A 17,710-nucleotide genomic window follows, 5' to 3' on the forward strand; every position below is an offset into this window, starting at 1 on the left:
ACACGAACTGCAATCTCTGTGGAGAACCGATCAAGCTCCTTCGGACAGCGCCATGAAGACCACCGGAACCTCGTTGTCGCGCACGACGCGGCTGAGCAGGCCGGCGAGCGCGTCTCGCTCAGAGGCGCTCAACCCGGCCGGCAACTTCTCGATCCGCCGGCACGTCTCGGCGTAGAACTCCTCGGCCAGCTTGCGGCCTTTCGGCGTTAGCACCACCTGCGTGGCTCGAGTGTCCGTGGGATCGGATTCGCGCTGCACCAGGCCGTTCCGAACGGTTCGATCCACCAGGCCGGTGACACTCGACTTGGCGAGGCCCAAGGTCGCGCCAAGGTCGCCCATGCCATACGGACGCCTCATCAGGACGCAGAGCAATTGCCCCTGCTGCGAACTCAAACCCCACTCGCGGGCCGACTCCGCATACACCGCGTTCACCAGGAACGCCGACCGCACCAGCCCCGCCACGACCCCGATCTGCCCGTCTTCACCTTTGCCCATTGCCCTAAAGTAGCATCCTAAAAGCCGTTCAGTTCGCCAGACGAACCATCCCGGCTTGACTGATCAGACGGCCGGCTTGAACAGCGAACCCTGCACGTAGTTCATCGCGTCGACAAACTTCGGGTCGCCGAAACGGCGGTTCATCTCTTCCTCGTCGACGATCTCGATCCGGCTGTGCAACCAGTAGAGGTTGCCGTACGGGTCATGTACGCGAGCCACCATGTCACCCCAGAACATATGAGTCGGCTCGGTCACAACCGTGCCACCCGCCGCGATCGCGTTCTTCAGCGCCTCCTCGACGTCCGGCACGTACAGGCGCAAGAAGGCCGGCGTCGGCGGCCAGTCCGGCCGGTCGAACATCATCACAACCGAGTCACCGATCCGCATCTCCGCGTGCCCGATCCGGCCGTGCTCGTCGACCACCGGGGGAAAGAGTTCCTCGGCACCGAATGCGGCCGCCAGGAACTTCATCAACCCGGCGGTGTCCTGCCCCAGGATCCAGGGCGTGACCGCGTGGTAGCCGTCAGGGATGGGCGTGACAGACATCGAATGCTCCTTCGATCGTTGGTAAGCACCACGCTATAAGGAGAAGAGGACAACTTCTGGCCACTACTTCACCAGATCTCGCCGGCAGCAAGCCCTTCCTGCCGGCCGATCAGCGGTCAGGCGTCGTCATGAAGGCGCGGGTTTGCGATGGGCCAGGTAGCGCGTGGCGGCTTCGAGCCAGCCGGCCAGCGCCGCGTCGGTGCCCAGCGCCCGCGCCTCGACTCGAATCCACCCTGCACCCATCGAACGTCCTGGTCCCATTTCCGCCCGGGAGGTATCAGGGCTCCCCAGCAGACGTGCATCTTCAGCCGGATCCACGCGGACAAGGAGGCCGCCGTCCTTGTGCACCGCCACTGCCAGGGCGTCGTCCACCATGAAAGCGATCGCGCCGAACATACGCACTTCCCGCACTCGCTCACCCGGCAGCGACGCCCTTATCCGGTCGATCAGCTCGCGCGCCTGTTCGCCGGCAGGAACTGGTGTCATGCCGGCTGCCGGTCCCGGGGGATGTAGCCCAGGCGGTCGAAGGCGAGGCGGATCTCGACGATCTGCCCGGCTTGCACGGTGAACAACTCGCTCGCCAGGGTGGTTGTCGTTTCCGCGGTCTGCGGGAAATACCACAACGCGACCCGCGGCCCAGCCGTCATTCGGCTGTGCTCGGGCGCGGCCGTCAGCATCGGTACGAAACTGGCAAGATATTCGCGCCATTCGGCTTTGGTGGTGACGTTTTCATCCGGAGCAAAGCAGCGAACGTCGTCGGACAGGTAGGTCAGCGCCTTATCGACATCGCCGCTGGTCCAGGCCTGGTGATAAGCCTCGACGGTCGACAGTGCATCGTCATTAACGGCAGGCATCGCGACTCCTTCGAATGGTGATCAGGACACGGGTTTCCAGGTGCTTGGCAGAACTTCCTCGCCCGCAGCAGCTTGTACGAGGCGCGGCAGGAAGTGGCTCCAGCCTTCTTTGTGACCGGCAACTTCGGCCGTGGGCAGGTCGGTGTGGACGACTTCAACGCGGGTACCGTCACCCATTGGCGTCAGCTCGAAAGACACGGTCGACGCGCCGGGAGGCAGGCTCTCATTTCCGGCGAAACCCCAGGACACCGAGACCCGGCGAGGTGGATCCACCTCGAGGAACGTGCCCCGCGCGGGGTAACCGGCGATATCCACCGCGAATTCTCCGCCGGGCACCGGGTCCAGTGATGCCCACTGCCCCATCCAGGCGGTCATTCCCTTTTCTGTTACCAGGAACTCGAAAACGCGCTCTGGCGCCGCGTTGATATCGATCGATGTCCGGTACTCACTCACCGTCGTCCCCCGCAGACGACTCCACCGCATGCTTCAAAGCGCTCAACCGCTCAGGCCAGAAGTCGTCGAAGAACCCCTTGCCAACGGCAAGACCTTCCGTCCGTACGGCGAACAGATGCCGAGTCCCGGACCGCGAACCAGTCACCAGACCAGCCGCACGAAGCACCTTCAGGTGGTGAGACACGATCTGCTGCGACAACCCCAGCCGGGTCGCGATCTCGCCAACCGCACACCGCTCGTTGCGGACAACCGACAAAATCGCACGCCGATTCGCATCAGCCAGCGCATGAAACGTGCGATCCAACGCCCCAACAGCCTCAGCCATCCAACCACCTCCACCAGCACCGTACCACCAACCCCCATTTGTACAAACAGATCCTGTGATCGCCGTGGAAGCGCCACCGGGCTGCTCCGTTGACCGCCCTGCGCAAGGCCGAGCCGCCCGCACGCGCTAGGAGGCCGTTGGGTCCAGGAGGCGGGTCAGGGTGCGGTGGCCCAGGGTGCTCATGGGGGGATTGGTTTCGCGGTAGTACCAGACGAGACCCATTGCTTGCTGGAAAGCCCAGGCCTTGCCGCGTTCCCACTCGAGGTCGTCGCTGGCCAGCGTGCGCCGGAGCACTTCCCGGGGGCCTGACTGCAACAGGTGCCAGGCGCTGACTAGATCCAGCGCGGGGTCGGCCGGGCCGAAGCCACCGGTGTCGAGTACGCCGCTGAGGCGGTCCCCCGTGACCAGGACATTGCCGGGGATCAGGTCACAGTGGCTCATCACGTCCGCGCTAGTCCGCGGCAACTCCCGGAAGCGGCTCCACAGCTGGCGCAGCCGAGGTACGTCGAGCAGGCCTTCGCTCCGCTCGAAGCACGTCGCCATCCACGCGTCGTGGTCAGCGAGAACGCCGCCCCGGTTGTCGCCGTTGAAGACCCGGCCACGCGTGTCCGCGCTCCGCAGGGACAAGATGAACGCCGCAACGTCCTCGGCAAAAGCGTGCGACCCGCTCGGATCGGCCTCGGACGCGATCGTTCCGTTCAGCCAGGTCTGGACCGACCAAGGCATCGGGTATCCCGCTCCAGGCTTGCCCAAGGCAACGGGTTCTGGAACGGGGAAACGCGACACCTGGGCCAGCTCCGCGCTCGCCTGAGCCTCCTGTTCCAAAACAGCCAATACGTCGCTGGGATCGGCCAACCGTAGGGGGAAACGCGCGGAGAGGTTGTCACCGATACGGAAGATAGCGTTGACCGTCCCGGTTGATGGCACGAGCCGGATCGCCTTGCCGCTCCACTGCGGGAACTGTTCCTCGATCAACGCCGCAACGATCTCGGTGGTGACGTCCACCTGGTCGTCGTGCATGGTCATTTCGCGGCCCTTCAACTAGTACGCCGGCGGCAGACCAGCTCAATCGATATGACAGCCAGTATTCATACGCCCGAGCCCAGATCAACTGAGATTCTGGTCCACCCGCATAGCCGGCCCTGCCCCACGCTAAGTGAACCGGCGTACCAACTCTCGTTTGTCGACCTTGCCGATCGCCGTCACCGGTAAGCGGTCGAGGGTCTCCACCCGGTCCGGGAACTTGTACGCCGCCACGCCCTGCTCCCGGAGGTACGACGCAAGCTCCTTGACCGTCACCGCGGCCCCCGGCACGGCAACTACGCAAGCGCACGTCTGCTCCCCCAGCAGGGCGTGCGGCAAGGCGATCACCGCGACCGAGGCGATGGCGGGATGCGAGCGCAGGTGGTTCTCGACCTCCTCGGCCGAAACCTTGTCGCCACCCCGGTTGATCACCTCCTTGACCCTGCCCTCCACCACGAGATGACCGCTCGGCAACCGCCTCACCAGATCGCCGGAACGGTAGAACCCGTCCGAGGTGAAAGCGATCGCGTTGTGCTCCGGCGCTTCGTAGTACCCGCGGATCGTGTACGGCCCCCGCGTGTACAACTCCCCCATCTCGGCCTCGCGACCATCCGGGCCGAGGATCCGTACCTCGTCGTGCGGCGACAACGGCAGCCCCTGGCTCGTGTCGACCAGTTCCACCGGATCGTCCAGGCGGGTGTAGTTCAACAAGCCCTCAGCCATACCGAAAACCTGCTGCAGCGGTACGCCGAGTGCCGCGCGCAATCCCTTCGCCTGGGTCTCGCCCAGCTTGGCGCCTCCCACCTGCAGGCATCGCAGGCTGCTGAGGTCCTCGGTCTGCCAGTCGCGGGCCTCGGCCCAGAGCAACGCGACGGTTGGTACGACGGCGGTATGCGTGACGCCTTCGCGTTCGATCAACGCGAACGCCTCGTCCGGACTCGGGCTGGCCGCCATCACGACCGTGCCCCCCGCGGTGAAGGTGCCGAGAATGCCCGGACACGCCAACGGGAAGTTGTGCCCCGCGGGTAAGGCCGCCAGGTAGACGGTGTCCGGCCCGAGTCCGCAGACCTCCGCGCTGGCACGTGCGTTGTAGGCGTAGTCGTCGTGCGTACGCGGAATCAGCTTCGGCGTTCCCGTCGTACCGCCGGACAGCAGGTAGAGCGCCACGCCCGACGGGTCCACCGGCGGCAGTTCCACCGGCTCCGAATCGACCGACGCCAGCGATACGAACTCCGCCGGGTCACCTTCCACCAAGACCAGACCCGGGCCAACCGAACGAGCCAGCTGCCGGTAGTCGAAACCCGCAACCTGGTCGGGAATCGCATAGGCCGCCGCATTCGTCACCCGGCACAAGTGGGCGATCTCGTGTTCCCGATGCGCGGGCAAGGCGTAGACCGGCAACGCGCCCAAGCGGAACAACGCGAAGCTCAGCTCGACGAAGCCCCGCGAGTTGCCGAGCTGTACGACGACCCGATCGCCCGCGCCGATCCCCAGCCGGACCAGGCCCGCCGCGAGGCGATCCACCCGGCGCTCGAGTTCGTCGTACGTCAGGCGCGTGTCCCCGGCGACAAGGGCCAGACCCTGCCGACCGGACAGGAGTGAGCCGAGCGGCGTGCCGTTCCAGTAGCCGAGTGAGCGATACAGCGCCGCGAGGTCCGCCGGCCAGGGCGTGAAGGCGCTCATGCCGGTACGTGCCAGCTACGGGCGGCGAGCTGCGCGGACCACATTCGCGCGTAGCGGCCGTCGACATCCGCGAGCAACTCCTCGTGCCGCCCGAGTTGAGCGACCACGCCGTCATCGATCACGGCGATCTGGTCCGCGCCCACCACCGTCGACAAGCGATGCGCGATCACGACGACGGTTTTGCCCTCGACCAGCCGGTCGATGGCCTCCTGAACCACCACCTCGGACTCGGTGTCGAGAGCGGCGGTCGGCTCGTCCAGCAGAACCACCGGGGCGTTCTTCAAAATGGCCCGGGCGATCGAGATGCGCTGGCGTTCACCACCGGACAGCGCCGAGCCGATCTCACCCACGCGAGTGTCGTAGCCGTGCGGGAGCCGTTGCACAAACGCGTGCACGTTCGCCGACCGGGCTGCGGCCTCGATCTCGGCGTCGGTCGCGTCGGGACGGCCCATCGCGATGTTCGCCCGGATGGTGTCGTCGAACAGGTACACGTCCTGGAAGACGACCGCGACATGGCGCAGCAACTCCCCTGGCTCCAGCGTCGCGAGATCGACACCACCCAGGCTGATCACGCCCTCGGCTGGATCGGCGTACCGGCTGATCAGTTTCGTGATGGTGGTCTTGCCGGCGCCCGACGGGCCTACCAGCGCGGTCAGGCTTCGTTCGGGTACGACCAGGTTGATCCCCCGCAGCAGTGGTTCGTCGGCGCCGTCGTAGCCGAACGTCACGTTGTCGAAGCGGATCTCGAACGACGTCGGCGTACGACCGCCAGGCTTGACCGGCATGGCCTCGGTGCCGAGCAGATCGCCTACCCGGCTCAGCGCGGCCTCGGACATCTCGAACAGCTTCACCATCACCGACGCCAGCGCGAGCGGTTCCGCGAACCGGGCCGCCGCGACCACGATGGCGACCAGCAACGGAACGGTCAGCCGGGCGTCCACGACCAGCGCGGCACCGACCACGACCAGCCCCACCATCGCCAGCTGCACCAGCAGTTGAGTCAGCGCGACCGGTACGGATGCCGAGCGGTTGGCCTTCGACTGAGCGTGCTGCTGATGCGTGAGCACTTCCACCAGCCGGGGTGAGTCGGCGCCGGCCTGGCCCGTGGCCTTGAACACCGGCAGGCCCTGCACGTACTCCACGATCCGGTTGGCCGCGTCCGCGTCGGCCTGGTCGACCGAGCGGAAACCGAGGTTCGACAGCCGCTGGATCCGCCGGATCAGCGGGACCGCGATTACAACCGCGACGGCCAGTACGACGCCCAGGCGCCAGTCGACAAGCAGGATCACCACGCCGATGACGACTGGTACCGCAACGATCTGAATGAACAACGTGGCCAGCAGCGCGATCGCCGTCGCGGCGCTCGTCGCGTTGTTCCCGACCACGGTCGCCAGGTCACCCGCGGCGCGCCGGCCCAGCTCCTGCTGCGGCATCGAGCGCAGTTTCGCGCCGAGCCGCAATCGGGTGTCCTTGGTGACGTACGGCCAGGTGTCGAAACTGAAGGCCATCTCTCCCACTCGCAGGAAGCCCTCCAGCGCGACCAGCGCCGCCAGGATCGCGACCCACAGCCACGCGCGGCCGGTGTCGATCGGGTCGCGAGCCAGCTCCGCCAGCAGCGGGATGAACACCACGTACGCCGCGGCCTGGGTCGCGGTGGCCGCCGCCGAATAGCGCAGGGTACGGCGGAACTCGGCCGCATAGGGGCCTGCGGCAATGAACATCAAACGCAGGATGCGCCTCATCGAACGGTCTCCTTCGAACGGGTTCCGGACAGACCCCACCGCGAAGCCTGCTCGTGCCGCGCCCACAACGCGGCGTACCGGCCACCGGCGGCGACCAGGTCGGCGTGCGTACCGCGTTCGGCCACACCGCCGTCGTCGATCACCACGATCTGGTCCACGTCGACGATCGTGGCCAGCCGGTGCGCGATGATCAGCACGGTCCGGCCCTGCGTCAGCCGGGCGATCGCGTTCTGGATCAGCGCCTCGTTCTCCGGGTCGGCGAACGCCGTGGCCTCGTCCAGCACCACCACCGGCGCGCCGGACAGAATGGCGCGCGCGATCGTGATGCGCTGCCGCTGGCCGCCGGACAGCCGCCCGCCCCGCTCACCGACCTGGGTGTCGTAGCCGTCGGGCAGTTCGGCCTTGATGAACTCGTGCGCGGCGGCGGCCTCGGCGGCGGCGTACACCTCCTCGTCGGTCGCGTCCGGCTTGGCCAGCCGGATGTTCTCCGCGATCGTGCCCTGGACCAGGAACGGGTCCTGGAAGACCAGCGCGACGTGCTGCAGCAGCTTCTCGGAGCCGATGTCACGCACGTCGACCCCGCCGAGTTTCACCGAGCCACTTGTCACGTCGTAGAAGCGCGGGATCAACCTGGCGACGGTCGACTTGCCGGCGCCGGACGGGCCGACGAGCGCGCAGACCGTACCGGCCGGGATGTCGAGATCGAGGTTGCTGAGCACGGCCCGGTCGTCGTTGTAGCCGAAAGTGACGTTCTCGAAGACGATCGAGGCGTCCTTCGGTTCGACCGGCTCGGCCGGTTCCGGCATGGCCGGCATCTCGAGCAGCTCGGTCAGCCGCGCCGCCCCTGCCTTCGAGTCGTTGATGTAGTTGGTCAGGTGCATCAGGGGTGACACCGCCTCGATCGGCATGGCGCCGATCAGCAGCGCGACCAGCAACTCGGGCACGGTGATCCAGCCCGCGGTCAGCATCGGCACGCCCGCCGCCGCGACCAGCAGCAGCGTCGGCAGCGGCACGATGAAGAGCTTGGTCAGTACGCCGGAGGGCCGCGAGGTCGCCGACCAGGCGGCGACCGCTTCGGTGAAGGCGTTCACCCGGTCGGAGAACCGGCGGAACGACACTCCGCCGTCATCGAACGTGCGAACCACCGGCATGCCCTGAACGAACTCGACCAGGGCGGCGTTCACGTCCTCATTGGCCTGGTTGTACCGATTCCGCTGCTCGCTGTAGTCCTTGGTCATCAGCGACATGCACAGCATCGCGATCGGCACGATCAGCAGCACAACCAGCAGCAGTTTCCACTGCACCACGCCGAGCGCGATCAGCGCCGCGATCGGCTGGGCGACGCCGGAGCCGAGAAACGGCAGGGCGTCGGCGACCACGTTGTGCAGCGCGCGAACGTCGTCCTGCATGATCTTCTTGATCCGGCCGGAGCCGAGGCGCTGTACCTCGCCGAGCGGCATCCGGGCCAGCGCCTCGGCGATCATCCGCCGCCAGACCACCTCGATCTCGAAACTCGCCTCGTGTGCGAGGTGCTCGGCCGTCAACCGCAAGGCGAATCCGCCGGCCAGGCCCAGCAGCGCGCCTCCGGACCACCACAGCACCGGTGACAGCTCCGGAGTGCCGGTGACGAGTGACCCGACCGCGAACGCGACACAGACCAGGCCGACCACACTGCTGACGCTGCCCAGTCCGGCCAACCACAGGGCCAGACCGAGCCTGCGGCGGATCGCCGGGGCGAGCCGCACCAGATCGGCGACCTGCCCCAAACCGCTTTTACCGCTCATACCGCTACTCCAGAGATGTTGTCGATGGGAATCAGGAAGGGAGCGACGCTCGCCAACTTCTCGCACGTTTCCTCGAACTCGCGCTCCGGCCGGGACTCGCCGACGATGCCCGCGCCGGCGCGCAACCAGCTGCGATCGCCTTGCTGGTAGACCGATCGCAGTACCAGGGCCGCGTCGAGGCTGCCGTCCGAGCCGGCCATCAGCACGGTGCCCGAGTACAGCCCACGCCGTTCGTCTTCCAGCTCACTGATCAGCTGGTACGCCGCGGCCTTCGGAATACCCGAGGCCGTCACGGCGGGAAAGACCGCGCCCAGTGCGGACCAGCCGCTCACGCCGGGCGGCAACGAGGTCTCGACCCGGGAGGCCAGGTGCTGCACGCTGCCGCGGGCCTTGACCGTCAGGAACTCGCTGACCTTGGTGGCCGCGAATCCACCGACCCCGGCCAGTTCGTCGAACGCCAGTTTGACCGAGGTGGCGTGCTCGAACACCTCCTTGGCGTCGGTGCACAGCTCGTTGCGCAGTTGCTCGTCCAGCCCGGCATCACCGGTCAGCGCGCGAGTCCCGGCTAGCGGCTGAGTCGACGCCAGCCCGCACGGCCGTACCTCCACCACCGTCTCCGGGCTGAACCCGGCCGCCCGCCACGCGCCCAGATCGAGCAGGAAGGACCGCGCCGGGGTGTTTCCGGCCCGCCCGGCGACGTACGTCGCACAGAGGTCGACCGCAAACGGGATCTCGACGACCCTCGACAAAATCACCTTGTCCAGACGCCCGGCCCGGATATCTGCCACCGACAAAGCGACGGCCTTCTCGTAGGTACCGTCACTGGTCCGTACGTCGACCGGCCGCGAGTGGCCCTGCCGGGCACGAGCCGCCAACGCCAATGCGGCTTCGACGGCACCGGCCCGGGCGGCATCGAGGTAGCGAACCCTGATCCCGGCCGGAGAGATGTGCACCTCCGTCCCCGGGATCATCAACTGGGCCAACGGCTCGCCACCATCGCGGGCCGGATCGCTCGCGAGCTCGAAACACGCCCAGCCGAAGGCGTTCCACCCCTCAACCGGTGTTTGCGCCAGCACGGCATCGAGCGCCTGCCAGGGCGTATCCGACCACTCGACGGTTTCGGCGTACGACGCTTGAACCGTGCCAGGCCGAACCATCACCTCACCAAGGGGATCACCGGCCACGTACCAGGTGTTGTCGCGCTCGTACACGACGTACTGGTCGAACAGGCCGGAGTCGACCAGAGCCGCGACGGCCTCGAGTGGCTCGACGGGACCGGGTAGCAGCTGTTCGGAGTAGGTGGTCATCGCGACTCCTCCAGCGGCGTACCGATGAGCTCGGCCAGTCGGGCGACGTGCGGCGGCATCACACAGGAGAAGTGGTTGCCGCCGACATCGGTGACGGTGAACTCGCCCAGGCAAATCTCGCGCCAGAAGGCGAGCGTGATCTCGTCCATACCGGGCGCGAATCCGGAACCCTCGCTGGGCCGGAGGAAGCGGATGTCCCCGAAGTACGGCGGCGGGGTGAACCGCGCGGACAGGAAGCTCTGGCGGAACACGCGGAACATGCCTGCCACCATCTCGGCCGGCATCGGCTTGTTCGCGATCTCCGTCGCGGCCTGCGCGTACCGGGCGAACCGCTCCGGTTGCGTGACCGCCGCCATCCGCCGGTAGAACTCGCCGACTTGATCGAGCTCCGGGTCTCCCCCAACCTCCTGCAACGAACCGGCCGGCATCCGGCCACCGTTGCGCTCCATCGCCTGCATGAATCCGCGCACGGCCGCGTCGCCGTCCACCGGGCCGAACCCGAGCTGACCGGCGGACAGCCCGATGTTGGGCGCGAATACCGTTTCGATCATCAGGTCGTCGCCGATGTCGAAGGCGACCGGGTGGCTGCTCGCGAGCACCAGGTCGACCACCTCGATGCCCTGCTCGGTCAGACGCCGGGCGACCTCCAGCGCATACATCCCGCCGAGGCAGTAGCCGATCAGCTGGACCTGCTGGTGGCCCTCGGCCACGATCCGGCGCGTGTAGTCGTCGGCGGCGGTCTCGATCACGGCGCCCGGATCCAGCGAGCAGAACACGTCGGTGTCGTTGATGACGACGCCGATCAGCGGGCCCCGGTCCTGCGCGACCAGTTCAGCGGCCAGCGGGCGGTAGCACTCCATCGTGCCGAGGCCCGCGTGGAACATCACCCGCAGCGGCCCTGCACTCGCCCCACCGAACGGGATGAGTACGGCGTTGCTGTCCTCGGCCTTCTTTCCAGGCTGCAGCGGCGCGAGCTGTCCCGGCGTCAGGAAATCGGCCAACGCGCCGATCGTCGGCGCGTTGAGCAGCTGCCGCAACAGCGTGTCGAACGGCACGCTGGTTGCCTCGGGCAACTCCTCCCTGAGCCGGCCCGCCATTCGCGCCATGATCAGCGAGTCAGCGCCCAGATCGAAGAAGCTCTCGGTCCGGCCCACCTGGCCGACCGACAGCGCGGCGGCCCAGAGCGTGGCGAGCTTCGACTCCAGCTCCGTCATCGGCTCGGACTGATCGGTGGCTCGATCGATACCGGTCGCGGTCGGTCGCCAGGTCTGCAGTTTGCGGCGGTCCACCTTGCCGTTGCCGGTCAGCGGCAGCGCGTCGACGACCTGCAGGTGCGACGGGATCATGTGGGCCGGGAGCCGATCGCCGAGGAAGCCGAGCAGTTCCTCCTCCGTCACCAGGGCTCGGTCGGCCTTGAACCGCGCCGCGAAGAGGTGCAGATTCTGGGCGGCGAGCGCATGGTCGTCGTCGGGCAGGCTGATCACCTCACCGGCGCCTACTCGAGCCAGAGCCGCGAGCCAGCCGTCGCGATCCAGGTACGACGGGCCGTCCGCGCGCAGGGAATCGCCGGGCTCGGTCATCATGAACGCCTGCGAGGCGAGAATCCACGGGTGTTCGCGGGTCGGCTCGGTGATCACGAGCCAGCCGCCGGGCGCGAGCAACTCGGTCAGCCCGGCCAGGGCCGCGTCGATGTCGCGCGCGTTCTCCAGCACCCCGGCCGCGAGGATGACGTCGAACGAGCCCGGCGCGATGCCCTGCGCCCGGTGTTCCGCGTCCACGTCGAAGACGCCGTACCGGATCCAGCCCAGGTCGCCGTACCGGCCGCGAGCCTGCGGCAGGAAGAACGGCGACACATCAGTGAACAGGTAGTCCACGTCGAACCCGCGCAGCACCTCGACGACGCCCTCGGTGGTGCCGCCGGTACCGGCGCCGGCCTCCAGGACTCGCAAGCGTGGGCGGTCCGCGACGGCCGCGATCCGGTGCATCATCGTGGCGACGGCCTTGTTCAGGTACCGCGCGGCGATGTTGCCGCGGTAGAGCGAGTCAGCCGTGTCGAACCGGCCTTCCGGGAACAGCAACGCGACGGGGTCCTGTTCGCCCGACAACAACCCGGGCAGGGCTTCGGTGTTGCTGCGCAGATAAGCGATGAACGCTGGATCGCCGAGGCCCTTGGACCATTCGCTCTCGGCCTTCGCCCAGGCTGTCCCGGCGTCCACCCGCGTTGCCGGCGAGTAGCGCCCATCGGCGTACGCGAGCTGGCCCAGCTCGACCAGAACGGCGAGCCAGCGGCGGACCAGCCAGCGAAAGCGCGGGGCGATCCCGTCGGCCGAGACGACCTCCTCAGCGGTGTTACTGGTGGCGAACAGGCCCAGGCCTTGCAGTGCGGCGAGCATCTCGGCACCGACGGCCTGGTCGAGATTCTCGGTGTAGCTACGCACGGTTTCGGCGTCGACCGGCCCGACCGCCTGATCCGCCGCCGTCCGCACGATGGCGGTCATCCGATTCAGGTCGACCGGCTCGGGGCTGGCCAGACGAGCGGGTTCGACCGCGGCGAACAGGGCGCGGTCGTCGCTCGTGCCGTCAACCACCACGCCCGCGCTGGCGACGGCCGGGTGGTCCAGCAGCGCGGCTTCGATCTCGCCGAGCTCGATCCGGTGCCCACGCAGCTTGACCTGATTGTCCTCGCGGCCGAGGAACTCGATCTCCCCGCCCGGCAGGTACCGGCCGACGTCACCGGTTCGGTACAGCCGGGTGCCGTCGTGATGGGTGACAAACCGGTAGGCCGTGGTCTGGTCGTCGCCGAGGTATCCCTGGGCGAGACCCGCACCGGAGATGTACAGCTCACCCGGCACCCACACCGGGCAGTCCCGGCCCGCCGGATCGAGCACGTGGAAGGCCTGGTTCGTCAGCGGCACGCCGTACGGAATGCTCTTCCAGCCGGGCCGCAAGCCGCTGTAGCGGTGGTAGTTCGACCAGATCGCGGCCTCGGTGGCACCGCCCATCGCGATGATCTCGAGCCCAGGCACGCGGGCGGTCAGCTCGTCCGGCAGGGTGATCGGGATCCAGTCGCCCGACAGCAGCGCGACGCGCAGGGTGGACAGATCCGCCGGTTCGGTGGCCGCGTAGGTGGACAGCATCTGGATCAGCGCCGGCACCGAGTTCCACACGGTCACGCCGTACGTCGCGATCAGGTCGGCCCAGTGCGACGGGTCGGCGCGTCGATCGGCGTCGGGAATGACGAGTGTGCCGCCGATCCCGAGCGGACCGAAGATGTCGTAGACGGAAAGGTCGAACCCGAGATTGGCCAGGCCCAGTACGACATCGCCGGCGGCGATACCGAAGCGGCGGTTGACATCCGCGATCGTGTTCGCCGCCGCGCGGTGGCTGAGGATCGCGCCCTTGGGTTTGCCGGTACTGCCCGAGGTGTAGATGACGTACGCCGGGTCATCCGGATCGCCGGGAGTGTCCTTCGGATCAGCCGATGGCAGCTGGTCGACGGCGATCGCGTTCGGCACCTCGAGCCATGATTGGGTCAGCACGTGCCGTACGTCCGCGTCGGCGAGAATCGCCTCCCGGCGCAGCGTGGGCTGGCTGGTGTCGATCGGCAGGTAGATGCCTCCGGCAAGCAAAGTGCCGAGTACGGCGATGACCTGTTCGGGGCCGCGGTCCATCACGATCGCGACGTGATCACCCTTGGCGCAACCGGCCTGCCGCAGCGCCTCGGCCACCCCGGCCGCCTTGGCCACCACCTCGGCGTAGGTGAGCGTGATACCGCCCGCGATCACCGCCGGAGCGCCCGGGGTCTTCCCGGCTTGGACGAGTACGCCGTGGTGCAGCAGTTCCGTCGGCAGCGGGCCTCGGGTGTTGTTCGCCTCGGCTCGCTCCGTGTGCTGCCACTCCGGCAGGGAAAGCGGTTCGGTCGTCTCCCACGCTTCGTCCCCCGCGGCGAGCGCCTTGAGCAGGTTTTCGAAGGTGGCGAACATGTCGTCGACCAGACCTGGCGGGAAGACGCCCTCCCGGACATCCCAGTTCACCTGCAGGCCGTCCGCGTCGTCCATCGCCTGGCAGTCGATGAACACCTGCGGCGTCTGGGTGATGCCGAAACCGTCGAAGCGCCCTTGCACACCGCCGCCCAAGCCGATAGCGCTCGTGAACACGATCGGCATCAGCGCCGCCTCGCGGCCCCGGCGCCGGGCGACCTCGCGGAGCACCTCGACCCCGGAGCAGAGCCGGTGGTCCAAATCGTCGTACAGGCGAGTGCTGACGAGCGCGGCCCGGTCGGCGAAGGTTTTGCCCGCGGCCAGATCGACCGCGAGCAGGCTGACCGAGGTGAAGTCGCCGATGACGTCCTGCACCTGCGGATGCAGCGGCAGGCGGTTCAGCACGGTGAGGTTGAGGGTGAACGCGGAGGTCCGGCTCCACCGTTCCAGCGTGGCCGCATACGCCGAGAGCACCACCGACGACGGCGTCAGGTCACGCCGTTGCGCGTGTCGGCCAAGCGCGGCCCACTCGTCCGCGCCGAGGCGGAGGAACCGCCGCTTGAATCCGGCACCAACCTGCTCGGTCAACGGTAGTTCCGGCGCGGCCGGCAACGAATCGACTCGATCCCACCAGTACTGCTTGTCCCGCTGATAGCGCGGCCCTTCGCGAAGCTGCCGCTCGGCCAGAACGTAGTCCCGGAAGGTCAGTTCCAGCGGGGCGAGCGTGGCCGACGGATCGGCGTGCAGCGTTTCGAACTCCCCCAGCAGCATCCAAAGGCTGGCCCAGTCGGCGACCAGAAAGTCCATCGACAGATGCAGCACGGCCCGATCGGCCAGCTGGGTCACGTGCAGGCCGAACAGCGGCCATTGGTCCGGCGCGTAGATCCGGTGGCCGAAGTCCGCGCGAACCCGCTCGAGTTCTTCGGCTCCGCTACCAGCCCCGATGACGAGCGGCTCCACTGTCGGTAGTACCTGCTGATAGCCGTCCGTGGAGACGACCACCCGGAGCATGTCGTGCCGCTGGATCAACTGGTTCCACGCCCGGGCGGTCCGGTCCGGATCGAGCTCGGCATAGCCGACTTCCAGGTAGACATGGCAGGCTACGCCGCCGTAGCCGAAGGCGTCGTTGCGGCCCAGCAGATACGCACCCTGCACATCGGTCAGCGGGAACGGCTCGAACCGATCCTCCGGCGCCGCGACAACCGTCGTCCGGACAGCCTGCAGCGCGGCCAGTACCTCGGCCTTCCGCTCCTTCAGTGCGGCCAGCCACTCGGGCGTCATCGCGCCCTTCGGCCCGCGGAAACGGAGCTGGCCGGACTCCTCCCAGAGCTGGACACCAATTCCCTGTAATTCCGCGATGAATTCCTCGGTGGTCACGCGATCCTCCCCTTGTACAGCTCTTTTCCGGCGGTTGGTGGAACTTGGCAAACGCGGCACCGGCGTGATTTCCTCGGCGGCGTTGGCCGACGAGAGGAAAAGACATGCCCGTACCTGGCGCGGTATTTCCCGGTGAGGCCGGCTACGACGCCGCCCGGCGGGTTCGCAACGCCCGGGTGGACCGCCGCCCGGCCGTGGTGGCCCGCTGCGCGTCCACCGCCGACGTGCTCGCCGCGCTGAGCTACGCCCGCGAGCACGATCTCGGCGTGGCGGTCCGCGGTGGCGGTGCGAACGTGGCCGGCTGGGCCACCTGCGATGGCGGTCTGGTCTTGGACGTGGGCCCGATCAAGCACCTGCGGGTCGATCCCACGACCCGGATCGCCGAGGGCGGGCCCGGGCTGACCTGGGGCGAGTTCGACGCCGGCACCGCGCCGTACGGGCTGGCACTGCCTGGGGCTCGCAACACCGGTGTCGGCATCGCCGGGCACACGCTTGGCGGGGGTGTTGGCGACCTGTCCCGCCAGTTCGGGCTGACCAGCGACAACCTGGTGTACGCCGAGGTGGTCACCGCCGACGGCCGGGTGATCCGTGTCAGCGCCGACGAGTCGCCCGAGCTGTTCTGGGCGCTGCGCGGTGGTGGTGGCGTGGGCCTCGGTGTGGTGACGTCGTTCGGTTTCCGGCTGAACCCGGTCCGCGGCGTTGTCGCCGGCGCCCTGGTGCACCCGCGCGAAGCCGTACCGGCCGCGCTGCGCAAAGCGCGTGACTGGCTCGCCACCGCACCGGACGAGGCCTCGCTGATCGCGATCGCCTGGACCGCGCCGCCGCTGCCGTTCATTCCGCCCGCACTGCAGTACGAGCGCGGCGCACTGCTCATTCCGACCTGGTTCGGCGATCCCGCCCGGGCCGATGAGGTGCTCGCGCCGCTGCGCGTGGATCCGGCGCCGGTCTGCGACGGAATCAGCCCGATGACGTACGTCGAGTACCAGCGGCTGCTGCAGTCCCCGCCGGATTTCGCCGAGCAGCACGTGTACAACCGGGGCGAACTGTTGCCGGCGCTCACCGACGACGTGCTCGACGGAATTCTCGCGCACTGGCAGGCTTCCGGCCCGAACTACTCCGTTGTCTTCGGCGCGCTCGGTGGCGCGATCAACCGGGCGCCTGCCGGCGAAACCGCCTTCGCCCATCGCGAGGCGCAGTGGTTCATCGAGATCTGCGCTCAGTGGTACGGCGCGGCCGCCAACCCGGTGCACGTCGAGACCGCCCGTAAGGGCTGGCGCGATCTCCAGGCCGTCACCCTCGGGCCGTATGTGAATCTGCTGCCCGACCCGGAGGCCGAGTGGACGCGAGCCGCCTACGGCCGCAACTACGACCGTCTGGTCGCGATCAAGCGCGAGTGGGATCCGGACAACCTGTTCCGGTTCGGCGTACCACTTCACGACGCGCCGATCAGCTGAGCGCCGTGCAGCTTGGCCGGGTCGAGTAGCGCGGTCGTGCCGGCCAACTCGACCCCGGTCACGCCGGTGCGCTCGCCCGGTTGCGGTACCAGCCAGGGATCGTCCGCGATCAACGCGTCGTACGCCGCGCGGTCGGCGGGCGCGACGGTCATGTGCACCTTCGCGATACCGGTGGCGCCGTTCGGGTGGGTGATCACGGCCGGGCGTTGCGGCGGGTCGTACGACGAGACCACAAACGGCAGGCCGACCGGATCCGGGGCCAGGAACTGGTAGCGCACGACCTGGCCGTCCGGCCGGGTTCGACGGCCTTTCAGCACCCGGGAGACCGGCATCAACGCCTTCAGCTCGGCGTGTTCCGCGCGTAGATCGAGAGCGTCGGTCTCCAGTGCGACATCCCGCCAGCCCTCACCTGGCCGGGCCCAGTCGGCGATACGCCGGCCCGCGGGCGCGCCGAAGGCCAGCCCCACCGGCCAGCGCAGGGCCGAAGCCCGCGAAGGCAGTTCGAAGAACTCGACGAACGGCCCCGCACCGAACCAGAGCAAGGCGTTGTGCGCCTTGTCCGGCCGACTGCCCCAGGTCATCGTGAACCCCAGGTCGGTGTAGTCGGCGATCACCGCCCGAATATCGTCGACTTTGCAAAGAATATGACTGCATCGGAGCATCACAGCACCTTCTCCTTCAATTCCG

General features: G+C 68.0%; 14 protein-coding genes. 1 reads left to right on the forward strand and 13 read right to left on the reverse strand.

Annotated features, from left to right (window positions below; all coding sequences use genetic code 11):
* Positions 1-30: 30 nt before the first annotated feature.
* The 12 genes from ACFFGN_RS05025 to ACFFGN_RS05080 form a co-directional block, all read right to left on the reverse strand.
* Positions 31-495 carry a MarR family winged helix-turn-helix transcriptional regulator gene (locus tag ACFFGN_RS05025; RefSeq protein ID WP_380044112.1) on the reverse strand — a complete coding sequence of 155 codons (465 nt, stop codon included), beginning with the start codon at positions 493-495 and terminating at the stop codon, positions 31-33.
* A 63-nt stretch (positions 496-558) separates the two neighbouring features.
* Entirely contained in the window at positions 559-1,041 is a 483-nt protein-coding gene (locus tag ACFFGN_RS05030; protein WP_380044113.1) for a VOC family protein, read from the reverse strand.
* 126 nt (positions 1,042-1,167) lie between these two features.
* Complete coding sequence (locus tag ACFFGN_RS05035; RefSeq protein ID WP_380044114.1) at positions 1,168-1,527, reverse strand: TfoX/Sxy family protein; 360 nt, start codon at positions 1,525-1,527, stop codon at positions 1,168-1,170.
* The gene (locus tag ACFFGN_RS05040; protein ID WP_380044115.1) at positions 1,524-1,895 is read right to left on the reverse strand and encodes a nuclear transport factor 2 family protein; all 372 of its coding nucleotides are present in this window, start codon (positions 1,893-1,895) and stop codon (positions 1,524-1,526) included. Before ACFFGN_RS05040 ends, ACFFGN_RS05035 begins: the two co-directional genes overlap by 4 nt.
* Before the next feature lie 21 nt (positions 1,896-1,916).
* Positions 1,917-2,348: an SRPBCC family protein gene (locus ACFFGN_RS05045; RefSeq protein ID WP_380044116.1), complete on the reverse strand. Its 432-nt coding sequence runs from the start codon at positions 2,346-2,348 to the stop codon at positions 1,917-1,919.
* Entirely contained in the window at positions 2,341-2,673 is a 333-nt protein-coding gene (locus ACFFGN_RS05050; protein WP_380044117.1) for an ArsR/SmtB family transcription factor, read from the reverse strand. The genes ACFFGN_RS05045 and ACFFGN_RS05050 overlap by 8 nt, the downstream gene beginning before the upstream one ends.
* A 126-nt stretch (positions 2,674-2,799) precedes the next feature.
* Entirely contained in the window at positions 2,800-3,699 is a 900-nt protein-coding gene (locus ACFFGN_RS05055; protein WP_380044118.1) for an aminoglycoside phosphotransferase family protein, read from the reverse strand.
* A gap of 126 nt (positions 3,700-3,825) precedes the next feature.
* The gene (locus ACFFGN_RS05060; protein WP_380044119.1) at positions 3,826-5,379 is read right to left on the reverse strand and encodes a (2,3-dihydroxybenzoyl)adenylate synthase; all 1,554 of its coding nucleotides are present in this window, start codon (positions 5,377-5,379) and stop codon (positions 3,826-3,828) included.
* The gene (locus tag ACFFGN_RS05065) at positions 5,376-7,121 is read right to left on the reverse strand and encodes an ABC transporter ATP-binding protein (RefSeq protein WP_380044120.1); all 1,746 of its coding nucleotides are present in this window, start codon (positions 7,119-7,121) and stop codon (positions 5,376-5,378) included. Before ACFFGN_RS05065 ends, ACFFGN_RS05060 begins: the two co-directional genes overlap by 4 nt.
* A complete protein-coding gene (locus ACFFGN_RS05070) occupies positions 7,118-8,905 on the reverse strand; it encodes an ABC transporter ATP-binding protein (protein WP_380044121.1) in 1,788 nt (595 codons plus the stop codon). The genes ACFFGN_RS05065 and ACFFGN_RS05070 overlap by 4 nt, the downstream gene beginning before the upstream one ends.
* Entirely contained in the window at positions 8,902-10,212 is a 1,311-nt protein-coding gene (locus ACFFGN_RS05075) for a salicylate synthase (protein WP_380044122.1), read from the reverse strand. Before ACFFGN_RS05075 ends, ACFFGN_RS05070 begins: the two co-directional genes overlap by 4 nt.
* A complete protein-coding gene (locus tag ACFFGN_RS05080) occupies positions 10,209-15,569 on the reverse strand; it encodes a non-ribosomal peptide synthetase (protein WP_380044123.1) in 5,361 nt (1,786 codons plus the stop codon). Before ACFFGN_RS05080 ends, ACFFGN_RS05075 begins: the two co-directional genes overlap by 4 nt.
* A 104-nt stretch (positions 15,570-15,673) precedes the next feature.
* Here ACFFGN_RS05080 and ACFFGN_RS05085 point away from each other — a divergent pair, with 104 nt between their 5' ends.
* Positions 15,674-17,023, forward strand: a complete 1,350-nt coding sequence (locus ACFFGN_RS05085) for an FAD-binding oxidoreductase (RefSeq protein ID WP_380044124.1) — start codon at positions 15,674-15,676, stop codon at positions 17,021-17,023.
* Here the strand turns inward: ACFFGN_RS05085 and ACFFGN_RS05090 are convergent.
* Entirely contained in the window at positions 17,002-17,685 is a 684-nt protein-coding gene (locus tag ACFFGN_RS05090; protein WP_380044197.1) for a VOC family protein, read from the reverse strand. The two genes, ACFFGN_RS05085 and ACFFGN_RS05090, sit on opposite strands and share 22 nt — an antisense overlap.
* Between the last annotated feature and the right edge of the window lie 25 nt (positions 17,686-17,710).

Origin of the sequence: Kribbella deserti, assembly GCF_042434725.1 — a bacterium.
GTDB lineage: Bacteria > Actinomycetota > Actinomycetes > Propionibacteriales > Kribbellaceae > Kribbella > Kribbella deserti.